Source organism: Collinsella aerofaciens (genome assembly GCF_028209885.1).
GTDB classification, from domain to species: domain Bacteria; phylum Actinomycetota; class Coriobacteriia; order Coriobacteriales; family Coriobacteriaceae; genus Collinsella; species Collinsella aerofaciens_BA.
The window spans coordinates 1-17,510 of sequence record NZ_JAQLEM010000022.1; the positions used below are offsets into that span (position 1 = coordinate 1).

Annotated in this window: 18 protein-coding genes and 1 pseudogene; 17 read left to right on the forward strand and 2 right to left on the reverse strand. The window is 63.4% G+C overall.

What is annotated here, in order from left to right; genetic code table 11:
- From PMX21_RS06645 to hisE, 11 genes and pseudogenes are all read left to right on the forward strand, one after another.
- Positions 1–189: pseudogene (locus PMX21_RS06645) on the forward strand (SIS domain-containing protein); the annotation flags it as partial.
- Positions 190–262: 73 nt separating this feature from the next.
- Positions 263–1,099, forward strand: coding sequence for a sugar phosphate isomerase/epimerase family protein (locus PMX21_RS06650; RefSeq protein WP_271748341.1), 837 nt, complete (start codon positions 263–265; stop codon positions 1,097–1,099).
- A gap of 169 nt (positions 1,100–1,268) precedes the next feature.
- Positions 1,269–2,984, forward strand: a complete 1,716-nt coding sequence (gene hisG, locus PMX21_RS06655) for an ATP phosphoribosyltransferase (RefSeq protein WP_271748340.1) — start codon at positions 1,269–1,271, stop codon at positions 2,982–2,984.
- 105 nt (positions 2,985–3,089) lie between these two features.
- A complete protein-coding gene (hisD, locus tag PMX21_RS06660) occupies positions 3,090–4,526 on the forward strand; it encodes a histidinol dehydrogenase (RefSeq protein WP_271748339.1) in 1,437 nt (478 codons plus the stop codon).
- A gap of 1 nt (position 4,527) precedes the next feature.
- Positions 4,528–5,643 carry a histidinol-phosphate transaminase gene (gene hisC / locus PMX21_RS06665; protein WP_271748338.1) on the forward strand — a complete coding sequence of 372 codons (1,116 nt, stop codon included), beginning with the start codon at positions 4,528–4,530 and terminating at the stop codon, positions 5,641–5,643.
- Complete coding sequence (gene hisB / locus PMX21_RS06670) at positions 5,644–6,231, forward strand: imidazoleglycerol-phosphate dehydratase HisB (RefSeq protein WP_195544818.1); 588 nt, start codon at positions 5,644–5,646, stop codon at positions 6,229–6,231.
- Between the two features lie 46 nt (positions 6,232–6,277).
- Positions 6,278–6,979 (forward strand): imidazole glycerol phosphate synthase subunit HisH, encoded by a 702-nt coding sequence (locus tag PMX21_RS06675; RefSeq protein WP_271748337.1) that lies wholly within the window; start codon positions 6,278–6,280, stop codon positions 6,977–6,979.
- Positions 6,976–7,719, forward strand: coding sequence for a 1-(5-phosphoribosyl)-5-[(5-phosphoribosylamino)methylideneamino]imidazole-4-carboxamide isomerase (locus PMX21_RS06680; RefSeq protein WP_148332623.1), 744 nt, complete (start codon positions 6,976–6,978; stop codon positions 7,717–7,719). Before PMX21_RS06675 ends, PMX21_RS06680 begins: the two co-directional genes overlap by 4 nt.
- A gap of 3 nt (positions 7,720–7,722) precedes the next feature.
- Entirely contained in the window at positions 7,723–8,505 is a 783-nt protein-coding gene (gene hisF, locus PMX21_RS06685) for an imidazole glycerol phosphate synthase subunit HisF (RefSeq protein WP_271748336.1), read from the forward strand.
- A gap of 142 nt (positions 8,506–8,647) precedes the next feature.
- Positions 8,648–8,977 carry a phosphoribosyl-AMP cyclohydrolase gene (gene hisI, locus PMX21_RS06690; protein WP_271748335.1) on the forward strand — a complete coding sequence of 110 codons (330 nt, stop codon included), beginning with the start codon at positions 8,648–8,650 and terminating at the stop codon, positions 8,975–8,977.
- 45 nt (positions 8,978–9,022) lie between these two features.
- Positions 9,023–9,340, forward strand: coding sequence for a phosphoribosyl-ATP diphosphatase (hisE, locus tag PMX21_RS06695; RefSeq protein WP_271748334.1), 318 nt, complete (start codon positions 9,023–9,025; stop codon positions 9,338–9,340).
- A gap of 27 nt (positions 9,341–9,367) precedes the next feature.
- On the opposite strand, the gene PMX21_RS06700 is transcribed toward hisE, so the two are convergent.
- On the reverse strand, positions 9,368–10,279 hold the full coding sequence (locus PMX21_RS06700; RefSeq protein ID WP_271748333.1) for a PHP domain-containing protein: 912 nt from the start codon (positions 10,277–10,279) through the stop codon (positions 9,368–9,370).
- A 340-nt stretch (positions 10,280–10,619) separates the two neighbouring features.
- On the opposite strand from PMX21_RS06700, the gene larC2 reads away from it, so the two are divergent.
- The 6 genes from larC2 (at position 10,620) to PMX21_RS06730 (ending at position 16,042) form a co-directional block, all read left to right on the forward strand.
- On the forward strand, positions 10,620–11,105 hold the full coding sequence (gene larC2, locus PMX21_RS06705) for a nickel pincer cofactor biosynthesis protein LarC2 (protein ID WP_271748332.1): 486 nt from the start codon (positions 10,620–10,622) through the stop codon (positions 11,103–11,105).
- A 57-nt stretch (positions 11,106–11,162) separates the two neighbouring features.
- Complete coding sequence (yfcE, locus tag PMX21_RS06710; protein ID WP_271748331.1) at positions 11,163–11,711, forward strand: phosphodiesterase; 549 nt, start codon at positions 11,163–11,165, stop codon at positions 11,709–11,711.
- 2 nt (positions 11,712–11,713) lie between these two features.
- Entirely contained in the window at positions 11,714–12,574 is an 861-nt protein-coding gene (gene mazG, locus PMX21_RS06715) for a nucleoside triphosphate pyrophosphohydrolase (protein WP_271748330.1), read from the forward strand.
- 189 nt (positions 12,575–12,763) lie between these two features.
- Positions 12,764–14,053 carry a phosphopyruvate hydratase gene (gene eno, locus PMX21_RS06720; protein WP_117564903.1) on the forward strand — a complete coding sequence of 430 codons (1,290 nt, stop codon included), beginning with the start codon at positions 12,764–12,766 and terminating at the stop codon, positions 14,051–14,053.
- A gap of 197 nt (positions 14,054–14,250) precedes the next feature.
- Positions 14,251–15,012, forward strand: a complete 762-nt coding sequence (locus PMX21_RS06725; RefSeq protein WP_271748329.1) for a hypothetical protein — start codon at positions 14,251–14,253, stop codon at positions 15,010–15,012.
- Between the two features lie 28 nt (positions 15,013–15,040).
- Positions 15,041–16,042, forward strand: a complete 1,002-nt coding sequence (locus PMX21_RS06730; RefSeq protein WP_271748328.1) for a Ppx/GppA phosphatase family protein — start codon at positions 15,041–15,043, stop codon at positions 16,040–16,042.
- 155 nt (positions 16,043–16,197) lie between these two features.
- Here the strand turns inward: PMX21_RS06730 and PMX21_RS06735 are convergent, their stop codons facing one another.
- Positions 16,198–17,499, reverse strand: a complete 1,302-nt coding sequence (locus PMX21_RS06735; RefSeq protein ID WP_271748327.1) for an ATP-binding protein — start codon at positions 17,497–17,499, stop codon at positions 16,198–16,200.
- Positions 17,500–17,510 lie beyond the last annotated feature (11 nt).

A 17,510-nucleotide genomic window follows, 5' to 3' on the forward strand; every position in this document is an offset into this window, starting at 1 on the left:
GGCGACACCGACATCAACATCATCGACACCGCCGAGTTCGCGATCCCCGGCCTTGACGACGAGTTCCGCGTCATCGTGTCTCCGTGGATCCTCTCCTCGCTGATTACCGATCGCCTTGCCGCTTACTACGAGACGGTCACCAAGCACAACCTCAACTACCGTCGTTACTATCACCAGTTCGACTACTAAGAGCAAATAACGTTTATGTAATTGGGCCCCGCTCCTATATGGAACGGGGCCTCGTTTAGGTTGGAGAGTAATTATGAGCTACCCCCTGCTTGCCGTCATGAATATCAGCCATCGTTATTTTGACCTTGAGGAATTCTTTTCTTCGGCAGCGGCCTCGGGCTACACGTGTTGCGAGCTTTGGACCGGGGCGATGCATCTGTATGTTGATTGCCATGGATACGATTCGCTCGAGCAGGTGCGGGAGCTGTCACAGCGGTATGGCGTTCGGATTGTGGGGCTTTGTCCCGAACAGAACAACCCCAAGCCGTGGAATATTGCGGCGCGTGGGAATGAGGCGCGCGCCCGCACGCTCGCGTACTTTAAGAACGTTGTGGATATCGCGGCGGAACTTGGAGCCGAGCAGGTCATGGTCTCGAGCGGCTGGGCATTTTTGAACGAGCCGATCGAGGACGCGTGGGGTCGCAGCGCCTCGATGCTGCGTGCGATTGCCGAGCATGCGGGAGAACGCGGCGTGCGACTGGTGCTCGAGGCCCTACAGCCGGTTGAGTCGATGATCGTGAACTCGGCGGCCGATACGAAGCGCATGATCGAGGCAGTTGATCATCCGGCGCTTAAGGCATGTCTGGATTTGGGCGCTATGGCGGTGGCGGGGGATACCATCGACGATTATTTCGATCTGCTTGGCGATGATGTCGCCCACGTGCATTTTGTCGATGTTGCGGCAGACGGCACGACGCATCTTGCCTGGGGTGACGGCGACCGCGATATGCGCGCCGACCTGGATAGGCTGGTGGCGCGCGGCTATCGCGGAGTTGTTTCGGCCGAGACCTATGACTGGCGCTATTTCGCCAATCCTGCGGCGGCCGACGCTCAGGTTATGGCGGAGTACCGACGCGCGATTGGCGCCTAGGTGGGGTTGGGTTGCGGCAATCTGCCCTATGTTTCCAAATGAATACGCTATGAGCCGAGGAGGACGATTCTCCCCGCAAACACTCTAGTATGCTAAAGTACCCAGAAGACCGGCGGAGCTATGCTGGTCTTTCGTTCTATATGAAGCGCAGCATGAGGAGGCTCACCAGATGACGGCCACACCGTGGGGATTCCGGGACATATTGCCCGAGGAGGCTCAGGCGCGCGAGGAGATCGCATGTACGGTGAAGGGCTGCTTTAGGGAGCATCATTACCTTCCGGTCGAGACGCCACTGCTCGAGGACAAGGGCTCACTCGAGGAAGGCGGCCGCATTGCGGACACGCCGTTTAAGCTCTTTGACGATGATGGCCGCCTGCTGGTGGTCCGTCCCGACAATACGCTACCGATCGTGCGCCTGGTTTCGACCCGCATGCGCGCGGCCGATCTGCCGCTGCGCCTGCGCTATGAGGCGCCGGTGGTTCGCGAGTGTCAGCGCAACGCCGGCGGCTCGCGTCAGTTTACGCAGCTGGGCTTTGAGCTTATCGGTGCGGGCGATACCGCGGGCGATGTCGAGATCGTCTCGCTCGTGGCCGAGGCCGTGCGTAAGCTGGCACTGTCCGATGCGCGCATTATCGCAGGTAGCGTGCGTCCGTTTAAGGAACTGCTCGCGGCGTGCGAGGATCGCGAGCTGGCCGCTGAGGCCCTGCGCTGCGTGCACGCCAACGACTTTGTGGGCCTCGATGCCCGTGTGGCGGCAAGCACCGAGTCCGATGCCGTCAAGGCCGCCATTAGCGAGCTGCCGCGTCTGCACGGCGGTGCCGAGGTGCTCGACCGCGTGGACGCGCTGCTGGAGGCTGCCGGTATCGTCGCGCCGCTGACGCGCGAGCTGCGTGCCCTGGTTGAGGGCCTGGCACCCGAGGACGCCCAGGTGCTGTCGTTCGACTTCTCTATCATGAACTCTTTCGATTACTACACGGGCCTGGTCTTTAAGGCCTATGCCGGCGGCCTGCCCGATCCGGTGGGTTCGGGCGGACGCTACGACTCCATCTTTACCGGCGCATTTGGCGACGGCATCGAGGTGCCGGCGGCGGGCTTCGCCTTTTCGCTCGAGCGCCTGGAGGCTGCGCGCACCTCGGTCGAGGACGCTGCTTCCGATGGCGACCATGCCGTGGGCCGCGGCACCGAGGGTCCGCTTCGCATTGCCGTGCCCAAGGGCTCGCTTAAGGCCGACACGCTCGACGTGCTCGAGGCCGCGGGCTTGGACGTCTCTGAGCTGCGCGACCCCGGTCGTCACCTCATCGTGCGCGGCCGCGACACACAGGCCGGCGAGGGCACGGTCGGCGATATCGAGTTTGTCATCGTGCGCCCCAGCGATGCGCCCGCCTTTGTGGGCTGCGGCGGTGCCGATTGCGGCATCTGCGGTTGGGATTCGCTTATCGAGGCAGACCTCAACCTGCTGCAGCTGGTCGATCTGGGCTACGGCCTGTGCACGTTTATCGAGGCAGAGCCCGCGTGGCGCGCCGGCCAGGCCGAGCACAACTATGCCCGTCGTGGGTCGCTTCGCGTGGCCACCAAGTATCCGCGCATCGCGAGTGCCTGGTATGCCGAGCGCGGCGTGAATGCCGATATCGTTTCGCTGCACGGCAATATCGAGCTGGGCCCCATTGTTGGCATGACCGACCGCATCGTGGATATTACCGCCACGGGCGCCACACTGCGCGACAACGACCTGGTCATCACCGGCCGCATCATGGACTGCACGGCCCGCTTCTTTGTCAACCCGGGCGCTGCACGTCTGGATCGGCGCGTACGCAATCTGGCCGATCGCTTGGCGGCAGCCGTGAAGGACAAGCATTTTGAGCCCGTTGCGGGCTCGGCACAATAGCGCGAGCACGCACGGGCGCCCCAACGTCCGGGCGGCGGGCCGACTGACGCCGCCGCCCGGTCTCTCGTTTTTCGAACAAAACCTCGACCGATAGGGGATACCGATATGAAGACCATCAAGCTTGCTCCCGGGGAGCGCCTCGTTACCAACCAGCTCAACCGCAAGGGCGTGCTGCCGCAAAACATCGTCGACGCCGCCCGCGATATCGTGGCCAACGTGCGTGCTAACGGCGATGCCGCGGTGCGCGATTACTGTCAGCGTTTTGATGGTGTTGAGCTGCAGAGCTTCCGTCTGCCGCAAGAGCAGATCGATGCCGCGCTCGAAGGCCTCGATCCCGCTTTTGTCGCGGCGCTCGAAAAGGCTGCACGTCAGATTCGCGAGTTCCATCAGCGCGAGGTCGAGCAGAGCTGGTTTACCACGCGCCCGGACGGCACGATGCTCGGCGTTAAGGTGACCCCGCTTGCTGCGGCCGGCATCTATGTACCGGGCGGCCGCGCGCAATATCCCTCCACCGTGCTCATGAACGCCATCCCCGCCAAGGTCGCCGGCGTCAAGCGCGTGGTTATGGTGACCCCGCCGCAAAAAGACGGCCTGATCAGTCCCTATACGCTCGCCGCGGCAAAGCTCGGCGGCGTGGACGAGATCTATATGGTGGGCGGCGCTCAGGCCGTGGCCGCACTTGCGTATGGTACCGAGACCATTCCGCGCGTCGACAAAATCACCGGACCGGGTAACGCCTTTGTTGCCGCGGCCAAGCAGATCGTCTCGGGTGACGTGGGTATCGATATGGTCGCCGGTCCCTCCGAGGTCTGCGTGCTGGCCGACGCCACGGCCAAGCCTATGGTGGTCGCGGCAGACCTGATGGCCCAGGCCGAGCACGATCCGCTGGCAGCCTGCTATCTGGTGACTTGCGACGAGCAGTTTGCGCGCGAGGTCGAGGCTGGCATCGACATCCTGGTGGCGCAGTCGCCGCGTGCCGAGATCACGCGCGCCTCGCTCGACAACGAAGGCACCATCGTGGTGGCCGCCGATATGGCTGCCGCCATCGAGGCCGTGAACACCGTGGCGCCCGAGCACTTGGAGCTGCACTGCAAGGATGCGATGGGCTTGCTCGGCGGCATTCGCAACGCCGGCGCCATCTTTGTGGGCGCTTGGAGCTCCGAACCGCTTGGCGATTATGTTGCCGGCCCCAACCACACGCTGCCGACCGGCGGCACGGCCATGTTCTCCAATCCGCTTTCGGTCGAAGAGTTCGTTAAGCGCTCGAGTGTCATTTGCTATACGCCCGAGGGCCTGCTCTCCGACGCTCCCGCCACACAGCGTCTGGCCGAGGCCGAGGGCCTGTGGGCGCACGCGCTCTCTGCTGCCCTGCGTCGTCGCGTGCTGGAGCAGGGTGAGGATGCCGTGAGTGCCGAGTCGCTGGCTGCGGCCGACCTGACCAAGGTCGCCTGGCCGGGCGACGCTGTGGCGACGGTCGCCGAGGGTGTGGACCTGGCGGCTGCAGGCTCGGATGGCGCCGGCGCGACCGGCGAGGAGGCCTAACATGGCCGAGCTGACGCCTCGCATGAAGGAGCTCGTCCAGCCCTACTTGGCCGGCATCGAGCCCTATGACCCCAACTTTACGCCCACGCGCATCAACCTTTCGGCCAACGAGAACACCTATCCCGTGCCGGCCGGCGTGCGCGAGGCGATCGACGCGGCCTTGGCTGCCACACCGCTCAACCGCTATCCCGATCCCATGTCCAACGACCTGCGCGACGAGCTTGTCGCTTGGCATGGCGTGGCACGTGAGAATATTTGCGTGGGAAACGGCGGCGACGAGCTGCTCTATAACTACTTGCTGGCGTTTGGCGGCGCGGGACGGACCCTGCTCAACTGCCCGCCGTGCTTTAGCGAGTATGCGTTCTTTGCGTCGCTGTGCCAGACCGAGGTGCGCGACGTGTGGCGCGACCCGGCGACCTTTGAGCTCGACCAGGCGGCGGTGCTTGCGGCGGCTCCCGAGTGCAATCTGGCGATCGTGACCTCGCCCAACAATCCCACGGGTGACGTGGCGCCGCTCGACTTTGTTGCGGCTCTGTGCGATGCCTGCCCCGGCATGGTGATGGTCGACGAGGCCTACGTGGAGTTTGCCGACGATTCGTTTGGCGCGGCCACCACGGCGCAGGGGCTTATCGCCGAGCATCCCAACCTGGCGATTCTGCATACGCTGTCCAAGGCGTTCGGCGCCGCCGGCACGCGTCTGGGCTATGTGATCGCGGCGCCCGAGGTCATCGATGTGTTTGCGGCGATTCGCCAGATCTACTCGGTTAACGTGCTGAGCCAGGCCGCCGCGCTTGCCTGCGTGCGTGCCCGCGATGCGTACGCGCCCGTGGTGGCACAGGTTGCATCCGAGCGCGAGCGCGAGCTGTGCGCCCTGCGCGCAATGGCTGCCGAGGGTCTGACCGTGGAGGCGTGGGCGAGTGTGGCGAACTTTGTGCTCGTGCGCACGCCGCATGCCACGCACGTGCGCGAGCGTCTGCGCGACGAGTATTCGATTTTGGTGCGCGACTTTAGCTATGCGCCGGGGCTCGCGGACTGCCTACGTATTACCGTGGGTACCCCGCAGGAAAACGACGAGGTGCTGGCCGCGTTTGCCACGCTGGTGAAGGAGGAGATGTAGATGGACCGCTATGCTGAGGTAACCCGCAAGACGGGCGAGACCGACATTGTCGTAAAGCTCGACTTGGACGGATCTGGCGTGTGCGATATCTCGACCGGCGTGCCGTTTTTCGACCACATGCTCAACGCTTTTGGCCGCCATGGTCTGTTCGATCTGACGGTGCACGCGGTGGGCGACGTGGAGGTCGATGCGCACCACACCGTCGAGGACACGGGTATTGTGCTGGGCGAGGCGTTTTGCCAGGCGCTGGGCGACAAGGCGGGCATTACGCGCTTTGCCGACGCGGCGATCGCCATGGACGAGACGCTCGTGATGGCTGCTGTTGATATTTCGGGCCGCGGGCAGGCCTACTGCGAGCTGCCCGTGCCGACCGAGCGCGTGGGCAGCTTCGATACCGAGCTGGCCGTCGAGTTCTTCTACGCCTTTGCGCGTGACGCCAAGCTCACGCTGCACGTGCGCGAGCTGGCGGGCAGCAACTCGCATCACATTATCGAGGCCGCCTTTAAGGCCGTGGGCCGCACGATGCGCCACGCCTGCGAGCTCGATCCCCGCGTGCAGGGCATCCCCAGCACCAAGGGATCGCTGTAACCTGCCAAAAAAGGGACAGGTTTTGAATGGGGAAAAGGAGGGTCGCGTGGGCGAACCGAAGATCGTGGTAGTTGACTACCACAAGGGCAACTTGTCGAGCGTCGTGCGCGGGCTTGCGCGCGCCGGTGCCGCCGCCTGCACATCGGACGATCCGGAGCAGATCCGCCGCGTCGACGGCCTGGTCATTCCGGGCGTGGGCGCGTTCTATGACGCGATCGCCTTTATGCGCCAGAGTGGCGAGGCGGACGCGGTGCTCGATGCTGTCGCCACCGGAACTCCGCTGCTCGGCATTTGCCTGGGCCTTCAGCTATTTTTTGAGCGCGGCAACGAGGGCGTGCCTGCGGACGAGGGCGCGGTCGCCGACGGCAACGCCTCCGAGCAGGCTGGCGGTCCTTGGGTCGATGGCCTGGGTATTATGCGCGGTTCGTGCACGCGCCTGGAGTCGAGCCGCCTGAAGGTGCCGCACGTGGGCTGGGACCAGGTGCACATGACGCCCGCCGGTGCGGCCGACCCGCTGCTCGCCGGTTTTGCCGAGGGTGCCAACATGTATTTCACCCACAGCTACGCGGTGGCCGACGACGCCGATACCGCCGATGTGCTGGCACGCACGCACTATACGCGGAGCTTCCCGTGCATCGTGCGTCACGGCAACGTGTGGGGCTGCCAGTTCCATCCCGAGAAATCCTCCGCGCTGGGTCAGCGCATCCTTAAGAACTTCGTCAACATCGTCGAGGAGGCCGGCCGATGATCCTGTTTCCCGCAATCGATCTGATCGGCGGCAAGGTCGTGCGCCTGGAGCGCGGCGACCGCAGCCGCTGCAAGGTATATTCCGACGACCCTGTGGCCGTCGCCCGCTCGTTTGCCGAACAGGGCGCAGGCTGGGTGCATGTCGTCGACCTGTCCGCTGCCTTTGGCGAGGACGAGGACACATGCGCTGCTAATTCGGTGGCGATTAAGGCCATCTGCGGCGTCGATGGTCTGTCTGTGGACGTGGGCGGCGGCGTCCGCTCGCTCGCGCGCATCGACGAGTTGGCAGGCTACGGCGCACGCCGCATCGCACTGGGCACCGTGCTGGTGACCGAGCCGGGTTTCGCCGAGGTGGCGGCCGAAGGCTTTGGCGAGTTGCTGGTGGCCGACATTGCCGCCCGCGACGGCCAGGTCAAGGTGAACGGCTGGCGTGACGGCGCGGGCGTGGCGCTCGACGATGCCGTGGCGCAGCTTACCGAGCTGGGCTTTAAGCATCTGGTGTATACCGACATCGCGCGCGATGGCATGCAGACGGGCATCGATGTGGCGGCGTATCGCCATGTTGCCAAGGTCGCGGGCTTTCCCGTCGTGGCTTCGGGCGGTATCTCGACGCTCGACGACATCCGCGCGCTGGCCGCGGTGGGCGAGGTCGCGATTGAAGGCGCCATTACCGGCCGTGCGCTCTACGAAGGCAACTTTACGCTGGCCCAGGCGCTGGCCGCCGCCCGAGGGGAGGAGTAGCCCATGCTTACCAAACGCGTAATTCCCTGCCTAGACGTCAAGGACGGCCGCGTGGTCAAGGGCGTCAACTTTGTGAGCCTGCGCGATGCGGGCGACCCGGTGGAGCTGGCCCGCGCCTACGACCGCGAGGGTGCGGACGAGGTCGTCTTCCTGGACATTACCGCCACGAGCGACAACCGCGCGACGACCATCGAGATGGCGGCGCATGCGGCCGAGGAGCTCGCTATTCCCTATACCGTGGGCGGCGGCTTTCGCGACCTGGCGGGCATGCGCACCATGGTTGCAGCCGGTGCTGACAAGGTGTCGCTCAACTCTGCCGCCGTGCGCGACCCGTCGCTGATTAGCCAGGCTGCCGCGGCTTTTGGCAGCCAGGCCGTGGTCGTGGCGATCGATGCCAAGCACGTCGGCTTGCCTGGCGCATCCGGTGCCGACAAGTGGGAGGTCTTTACCGCAGGAGGCCGCAACGCCACGGGCATCGACGCGGTGGCGTGGGCCGAGGAAGCGGCTCGTCGCGGCGCCGGCGAGATCTTGCTGACCAGTATGGACCGCGACGGCACCAAGGCCGGATTTGACCTGGCGCTCACCCGCGCCGTGGCGCGCGCGGTGCCGATTCCGGTGATCGCAAGCGGCGGCGTGGGCACGCTCGAGCATTTTGCCGAGGGCGTGATTGAGGGCGAAGCTGACGCCGTACTGGCGGCGAGCGTCTTTCACTTTGGGACCTTCAGCATTCGCCAGGTGAAGGAGTATATGGCATCGCAGGGTATTCCTGTGAGGTTGGACTTCTAATGCTGCGGCTTGCCCAGGCACCCGACCTTCCGGCTCCAACCCTCCTTGCGTACTTAAGTACGCGTCGTCGGGCTTGTCGCTCGGAACCTCGGGCACCTGGACAACCCTCGTCGACCTGCGATGTTTAAATTGGGGAATTGAAATGAGAGAAATTACTACTCCAGCGGATCTTAAATACGACGCCAAAGGATTGATCCCTTGTGTGGTCCAGCAGTATGACACCGGCGAGGTGCTTATGGTTGCTTGGATGAATGAGAAATCGGTGGGGCTGACGCTCAAGACCGGGACCACGTGGTTTTGGAGCCGCAGCCGCCAGGAGCTCTGGAACAAGGGCGCGACAAGCGGCAACATGCAGGAGGTCAAGGAGCTCTGGGCCGACTGCGATAGCGATACGCTGCTGGTCAAGGTCGACTCGCCGGGTCCGGCCTGCCACACCGGCAACCGTACCTGCTTCTTTAAGAAACTCGCGTAGGGCGGGCGCTCGATTAGACGCTCGGCCACCAGAAAGGATTGAACTATGGGTGTGCGCACCGCAAACGTTCAGGATGGAAATATCGGAGAGACGCTGACAGGTCTGGCCGAGGTGATTCACGGTCGTCATGATGCATCGCCGCAGGAGAGCTATACCGCGCGTCTGCTGACCGATGTCGAGGACGAGCTGCTCAAGAAGCTTGCCGAGGAGGCAAGCGAGGTGATCATGGCCTGCAAGGATAACGATCACGATCACATCCGCTACGAGGCCGGCGACCTGGTCTACCACCTGCTCGTGACGCTCGAGCGCTACGGCATCACCCTCGACGAGCTGGCCGGCGAACTCAACGCTCGCCGCCACTAGTCATTGGGGACGTTCTTAAACGACCAGTTAGGCGAGGGGCGTGGATTCCCATTCGCCGGTGGCGTGGGGGATGTCGAAGGTTCGATAACCGCAGTCGTAGGCGTGCGCCTGGGCCTCGCGGATGTTCCAGCAGATATCGCAGGCGCGGTGCGCGTCCGAGCCAAAGGTGATCGGCACTTCGGCATGGGCAAAGCAGCGCAAAAGACCGGTTGCGGGGTAGTAGTCGCCCAAGCCCTTGCGCGGCGCGGCCGTCGAGACCTCAACGCGGCGGCCCGTATCGTGCGCGCACTCTGCCATCTGCTGCCAAAACGGTGCGGGGTCAAAATCGGGCGCAAAGCCTTCCTTCGAAAAGCGCATGACCAGGTCGGGGTGAGCCATCACATCAAAGTTGAGCGGGCTCTCGCAGGCGCGGCACCAGTCATCGACATAGCGCTCCCACACGCCGCGTACCCCCAGGTTTTCCCAAACGTGCAGGTTGGTGTCATCGTCGATCCAGCCGCAGCGCGAATCGGGCGTATCGGGACGAGCGACGTCCTCCGTTCCCGCCGTACCCGCGGCACCGGCCATGATATCGCCTGGGTTGCCAATCCAGTGCACACTGCCCAGGCGCACGACGGCGCCCTGGGACCAGCGCTCAACCAAAGGCTCGCAGCCCTCGTACCAATCGCATTCGAAACCGTAGATAAGGGTGAGTTCTGGCGCAATCTGAGCGGCAAGATCGCGAGCGTCCTCAAAAGCCAGACGATGCGCCGGGAGGTCGCCCTCAGTAACCTGCACCTCGCAGTTAGCATCCATGCTGGCGGGCAGGGTGAGATGGTCGGTCGAGACCATGACGCGGCAGCCGGCCGCAGCAGCGGCACGGACGTTGTCCTCAAACGAGGCATGCCCGTCCGAAAACGAGGTGTGGGTATGGCAATCGACCAGCGGGCACATGGGCATAGCGGCTCCTTTGCGTCAAGCGAATCCGCTTCATTGTAATGGCGCGGCTCTCAACACGCCGGGCACGCCGGGGATCGAAATCGATTGGAAAGGTTGCGCGGCGCGTGGTGCGGCCTCGCTTGCTCTCAAAACGTGTACGTCAGCCTCCAAAACCGACAAATAATGACATGTTTGGAGGCTGACGTACACGTTTGGATAGGGGCGAGGACGATCCCGGCGCATGCCGACGTCCGCGACGGGCAAAAGTCCCGCCCATCCCATGACGCCGCCCCCACGCCGCCCGCGATGTGCTAGCGTTTGAGTGAACAAAACGAGCCCGCGCGGAAAGGAACCGGACCGTATGCAACGTGAAAGTACATCTCCGCTGTCCCGCGAGACCGATGCGCCCGAAACCATCGTCAAGCTGGAATGCGACATCGACGACGCGTCGCCTGAGGTACTCGCCTACGCCGCCGACCGCCTGCGCGAGGCGGGTGCGCGCGAGGTGCACTGGCTGCCCCTCTATTGTAAGAAAGGCCGCCCCGGCTGGCAGCTGCAGGTAATCTGCACCTACGAGGATATCGAGCGCCTGCAGACGATCATCTTCTTGGAAACCACGACCAACGGCATCCGTCGCCAGGTTATGGAGCGCGTTTGCCTACCACGCCGCTTTGAGCGCGCAACGACGCCATGGGGCGAGGTGTCCGTTAAAGTGGCCACCCTGCCCGACGGCAGCGAGCGCGCGGCGCCCGAGTACGAGGGCTGCGCTCGCCTTGCCCGCGAGCACGACGTGCCGCTCCAGCGCGTGATGCAGGCGGCCCAGAGCGCGGCACTGCGATTTGAATAGCGCGGCCGGCGACATCCCGTGCCCAGCCGCATTAACCCCATCCCGAAAGGATCCCCCATGAAATACCTCATCGCCTCCGACATCCACGGCTCGGCATACTGGGCCGAGCGCCTGGTCGCCGCCATCGAATCCCAGCAGCCCGACTGCATCGTGCTGCTGGGCGACCTGCTCTACCACGGTCCGCGCAACGACCTGCCGCGCGATTACGCCCCCAAGCGCGTGATCCCGCTGCTCAACGCCCTGGCCGACCGCATCATCGCGGTGCGCGGCAACTGCGACGCCGAGGTCGACCAGATGGTCCTCGACTTTCCCGTCATGGCCGACTACGCTACCCTGTTTGACGAGACCGGCCGCGAGTTGTTCCTGACGCACGGCCATGTCTTTGGCGCCGGCATGCACAACAGCGTCGACCACGCGCCCGCGCTGCCCGAGGGCTCCGCGCTCGTCTACGGTCATACGCACATCAAGGTCAACGAGGAAAGTGCCGCGCACCCGGGCCTGTGGCTCTTCAACCCCGGCAGTGTGAGCATTCCCAAGGACGGCACGCACAGCTACGGCATCTACGAGGGCGGTGCGTTCCGCCACGTGATCCTGGAGGAGGAATAACCATGGCGCAGCATATGGCTCAGCAAAATGCCGAGGGCTCGCGCGATCTGTCCACGCTGATAGACGCGTCGGCCGAGCTGCAGCATCTGGTGCAGACCATCTGGCGTCTGCGTCAGCCCGACGGCTGCCCGTGGGACCGCGAGCAGACGCACCGCAGCATTGGCAAGAACATGATCGAGGAGGCCTACGAGGCGCTCGACTGCATCGAGGCCGACGACGCGGCGCACCTGCGCGAGGAGCTGGGCGACGTGCTCATGCAGGTAGTGTTGCATGCGCAGATCGCGGCGGACGCCGGCGAGTTTACGCTGGCCGACGTGGCGCACGATATCGACGCCAAGCTCATTCGCCGTCATCCGCACGTGTTTGGCGATGCGGATGCCGACAGCTCTGACGAGGTGCTCAAGATTTGGGACGAGGTCAAGCTTGCCGAGAAGGCCGCCAAGGACAAGGCCGTGGCGGCAGGCGAGGCCGCGCCCGAGGGGCTGCTCGACGGCGTGCCCACGCACCTGCCGGCGCTGATGCAAGCGCAAAAGGTCTCGCGCAAGGCGGCGGCCGTGGGCTTTGAGTGGGAGACGGTCCAGGATGTGTGGGACGAGGTTGCCGAGGAGCGTGCCGAGTTTGAGGCCGAGGCTCCCGGAACGCCCGAGCGCGAGATGGAGTTTGGCGACCTGCTCTTTGCCCTAGTCAACGTGGCACGCAAAGAGGGTATCGACGCCGAGAGCGCCCTGCGCGCCAGTACGGCAAAGTTCCGCCATCGCTGGGCTGCGATGGAGCAGATGGCGGCCGACGCCCATGTGGATCTGGCTGAGCTTTCGACCCACGGCCTCAACGACCTGTGGGATGCCGCCAAGGCAGAGGAGTAAGACTGCGGGAACGACGGGCTGACACGCCTCATCGTTCCCGCTAAATTTTTCGAAAATCAAGTGTATCCCTCGGCTAACTTAGGGCATAATGCAAAAAGTGCGACATGGCTAACTTACGGAGGTGCACCGATGGTGCACGGTCAGCCGGTCGCTTGCATCCACTACGTTTCCAAGTGAGAGGGAGACAACATGAGCGATATTTTGGACGTCTACGGTCGCGAGGTGCTCGACAGCCGCGGCAATCCCACCGTCGAGGTCGAGGTCGTGCTCGAGGACGGCAGCTTTGGCCGCGCAATGGTGCCTTCGGGTGCTTCGACCGGCGCCTTTGAGGCCTGCGAGCTGCGCGATGGCGACAAGGGCCGCTACCTGGGCAAGGGCGTTTCGCAGGCCGTCGAGCACGTCAACAACGAGTGCGCTAACGCCGTCGTGGGTCTCGACGCCTTCGACCAGCGCGCCGTCGATGCCGCGCTGATTGCCGCGGACGGTACCCCCAACAAGACCAAGCTCGGTGCCAACGCCATCCTGGGCGTGTCGCTGGCCGTCGCCCGCGCCGCTGCCGAGTCGGCGGGCCTGTCGCTGTACCAGTACCTGGGCGGCGTCAACGCCCATCTGCTGCCCACGCCCATGATGAACATCCTCAACGGCGGCGTGCATGCCGACAATAACGTTGACTTCCAGGAGTTCATGATCATGCCGGTGGGCGCCCCGAGTTTTGCCGAGGGCCTGCGTTGGTGCGCCGAGGTATACCACACCCTCAAGGGCGTGCTGCACGAGGCCGGCCTGGGCGGCGGCGTGGGCGACGAGGGCGGCTTTGCCCCCAACCTTAAGACCAATGCCGAGCCGTTCGAGTACATCACCAAGGCCGTGGAGAAGGCCGGCTTTAAGCCCGGCGTCGACTTCATGTACGCCATGGACCCGGCCTCGACCGAGTTCTACAACGCCGAGACCGGCATGTACGAGCTCAAGGGCGAGGGCGTTGAGTATACGAGCGCCCAGATGGTCGATTACTGGGAGAAGCTCGTCGACACCTATCCCATCATCTCCATCGAGGACGGCATGGCCGAGGAGGACTGGGACGGCTGGGTCGAGCTCACCCGTCGCATTGGCAACAAGGTGCAGCTGGTGGGCGACGACCTGTTCGTCACCAACACCGAGCGCCTCAAGAAGGGCATCGAGCTGGGTGCCGCCAACGCGATCCTGGTCAAGGTCAACCAGATCGGTACGCTCACCGAGTCGCTCGAGGCCATCGAGACCGCCAAGGAGGCCGGTTACGCCTGCATCGTGAGCCACCGCTCCGGCGAGACCGAGGACTCCACGATCGCCGACCTGGTCGTGGGCGTCAACGCCGGCCAGATCAAGTCGGGCGCCCCGTGCCGCAGCGACCGTATCGCCAAGTACAACCAGCTCATCCGCATCGAGGACGAGCTCGAGGGCAGTGCGCGCTACGCCGGCAAGGCCGCGTTCTACAACATTCGCTAAACAAGTGGCGCTCGCGGGGGGCGGGGTTGACTCGGATTCGTCTCGCTTCCGCCAGGCACTGTTGAGCACCATTGGGCGCTGGGGCATACGGCTCAGCGCCTTTTTTATGTCGAGCAAAGGCTGGCGAAGGCGGTGCGGGCGCTCGTGCTATAACTAAAGGACTTAGCGCAAACAAACCTCAACCGCACAAGGCGCACATGGATCAGATTTACGACAACAGGTATTATTCCGCCGGTTCGCGCGAGTCGTCGCCCCGCCGCGCACCTACCGTGCAGCTTGGCGGGTCCGACTACGCCGGCGTCGATTGCCGCGCACAGCGTCCGGCAAGTGCCTCACACCCCCGTGCTCAAATGAATATGCCGCCGGAGCGCCCGCCACGTTCGGCGCGCCCGACGCATGCTCAGCGCTCGTCGGCTCAAACGCACGATAGGTCGAGCAGGCCCTCGAACCGTTTTTCGGGCTCGGACTTTATGCACTACGCCAACGACAACGCGGTAGTCAAGGCGATCTACGACTTTACCCACGGTCCTCAGCGAGGGCTATTCATCGGCATCGTCGTTGCCCTGGTGCTCGTGAGCCTGTATTTCCCCGTGCGCGACCTGTATGTGGCAAAGCGTTCGAGCGACATCTTGGCCAAGCAGGTCGAGATTCGCGAGCAATATAACGACGAGCTGCAAAAAAGCGTCGACAAGCTGCTCTCGGAGGAGGGTATCAAGGATGCGGCATCCAAGGACCTGGGCTTGGTGATGCCCGGCGAAAAGAGGATTGAAGTGCAGGGCCTGGACGGCGATTCGGATTCGTCGTCGAGCAAAAAGTCCTCAAACGCCAAGAATGCCAGCGAAGTGGCCAAAGAGATCGAAGAGGTCGGCAAGGACGCACCGTGGTACATCCAGACGCTCGATATGCTGTTTGGATTTAACGGCGTCGAGGGCCAGACGGTTGTGTCCAACGGCAAATAGGTGAGTAGCGCCTGGAGGGGAGTCCGCAATGGCGGATTGCAAACGATATAAGGTGGCGGCGATTGACCTGGGAACGGTGTCGTCGCGGCTGGTGCTGGCCCAGGTCGAGGGCGGGGCGATCGTGGAATCGTCCAAGCATACCGAGATTACCGACTTGGGCGAGGGCGTGGACGCGACGGGGCACTTTTGCGAGGCGGCCGTTGGGCGCGTGCTCGCTGCGTGCCGAATGTTTGTGGACGAGGCCCGTGCCTTTGGGGCCGCGTGCGTCTGCACCACGTGCACGAGCGCCGCGCGCGATGCGTCCAATGCCGCGCTGCTGTTGGACGGCCTGCGCGATCTGGGGCTTGAGCCACAGGTGATTCCGGGCGAGGTCGAGGCGCGCCTGACGTTTTTTGGCGTGGCGCACGACTTTGCTGGTGAGCGCATCATTGTTGCCGATTCGGGCGGCGGTTCCACGGAGCTCGCGACGGGCGTCTATGCGCCGGAGCGCGGCGTCTTTGCGCTGGAGGGAACGCGCTCGCTGGACATCGGTTGCCGCCGCGTGACCGAGCGGTTTTTCTCGGCGTTGCCGCCGGCGGACTGTGAGCTTGCGGCTGCTGCTGGCTGGGCAAACGGGCAGTTTGCGGGCTACTTTGAGAGTCTGCCTGTCGACTTTGAGCGCGCCGAGCGCCTCGTTGCGGTGGGCGGCACCGTCACCACGCTCGTGGCGCTCGTTCACGAGCTGGAGCCGTATGATTCGAGCTTTGTGCACCTGCGCGAGCTTTCGCTGGAGCAGGTTTCGGCCGCTATCGAGCGCATGTCCGCGCTGGATGTTGAGGGTATCGCCGCGTTGCCGGGCGTACAGCCCAAGCGTGCGGGCGTGATCTTGGCAGGTGCCGTGGTGATTCGCGAGCTCATGCGAGCCGGCGGCTACGATGCGCTCACCGTAAGCGAGAACAGCCTCCTCGCCGGTATGGCCGCCACCATCAACGAGGTTCTCGACGGCGCGACTCCCACCATCGCCTGGACCCCCAACCTCAGCGCCCTTTAACCATCCCCTCATAAGTTGCGGTGAAATACGGACTAAAATCGCCCTTTCGGGCACCAAACAGTCCCTATTCCACCGCAACTCAACAGCCGGCACCTAGGGACGTTTCTTTTCTGCAGGCACCTGGGGACAGTCCTTGCTGAGCGCCTCCGCAGCCTTTATGCCAGTTTGTCGATTTGCCCAATTTCCCAAAGCGGAATATTGACGAGCGTGCCCTCGTCTCTATATGCCGCCAGGGAGCTCCTCACGCAACGCTCGAGCTTGAATTTTTCGCAGGCTATTTTCAGACTCTTCGCTTTAAGGTTCTCTGCCGCCTTGACCTCAAGCGGAAGCACGGTTCCCGCATGGTCGATGGCAAAGTCGGTTTCGGCATTGCCAGAGGTAGAGGACCAATACGCGGGAGTTTTGTCCTGGAGCAAAAGCTCCTGCGCGACGTATTGTTCGGTCAGCGAACCTTTGAACTCGGTAAAAACAGCGGATCCGTTAAGAACGATGGCCGGAGAGAGACCGGAGAGCGCTCCGAGGATGCCGGTGTCGATGCAGAACAGTTTGAAGCCCGAGAGGTCTTCGTAGCTCGAGAGCGGCGCCTTTAGAGCGGAAACACGTGGCACCTTATGAACGATTCCGTAGTCCGTGAGCCACTGGAGGCTTTCCTCAAAATCGCGTGCGCGCGCTCCGGGGCGAAGGGCGCCATAGACAAACTTCTTGTTCTCCTTTGCAAGCTGGCCGGGAAGGGATTTCCAAACCAACCTCATGCGCTCGACGATGCGGGCGGGTGCATGTTTGCCAAAATCGGATTCGTAAGCCTCGATGATTTGCTGCTGAAGCCTTCGGGCTTCGATGAAGTCGCGTGTCTCGGCGAAAGCGGAGACAACTTCGGGCATACCGCCGACAACAAGGTATTCCTTGAGCAAGTGTTCGAGCTTTTCGGCAACGTTTGCCAGAAGGTTCATGTCTGCGGCAAGGATGGCGTCGGCGAGCGGGTTGCCGTCGACGGCACGAACGAACTCGGCAAACCCCATGGGACGCATGGTGAGCTGGTCGATTTTGCCAACGGGAAATGACTCGTTTTCGCGTCGGAGCGCGAGGCCCATATAGGAACCGGCTGCCACGATGTGGTATTCGGGTGCAAGCTCGTTGAAGTACTTAAGCGAGGTGATCCCGCGTGGCGCCTCTTGGATCTCGTCGAAGATGATGAGCGTGTCTGTCGGCGTTACGGTTTGGCCACGTAGGAGCTCTATCTGGGAGATGATGCGCTTGGGGTCGAGGTTCCCATCGAACAGCGAGCGTGTGCTCGGCTCGAGCATAAAGTCAAAACGAATGACGTTTCGATACTGCTGGCTTGCGAATTCGTTAAGAAGCCAAGTCTTTCCTGTCTGGCGGGCTCCCTTAAGCAAGAGGGGTTTGCGATTCGCCCTTGATTTCCAAGCGATAAGTTCACTCATAAGCTGTCGCTGCATATTGCCTCCCA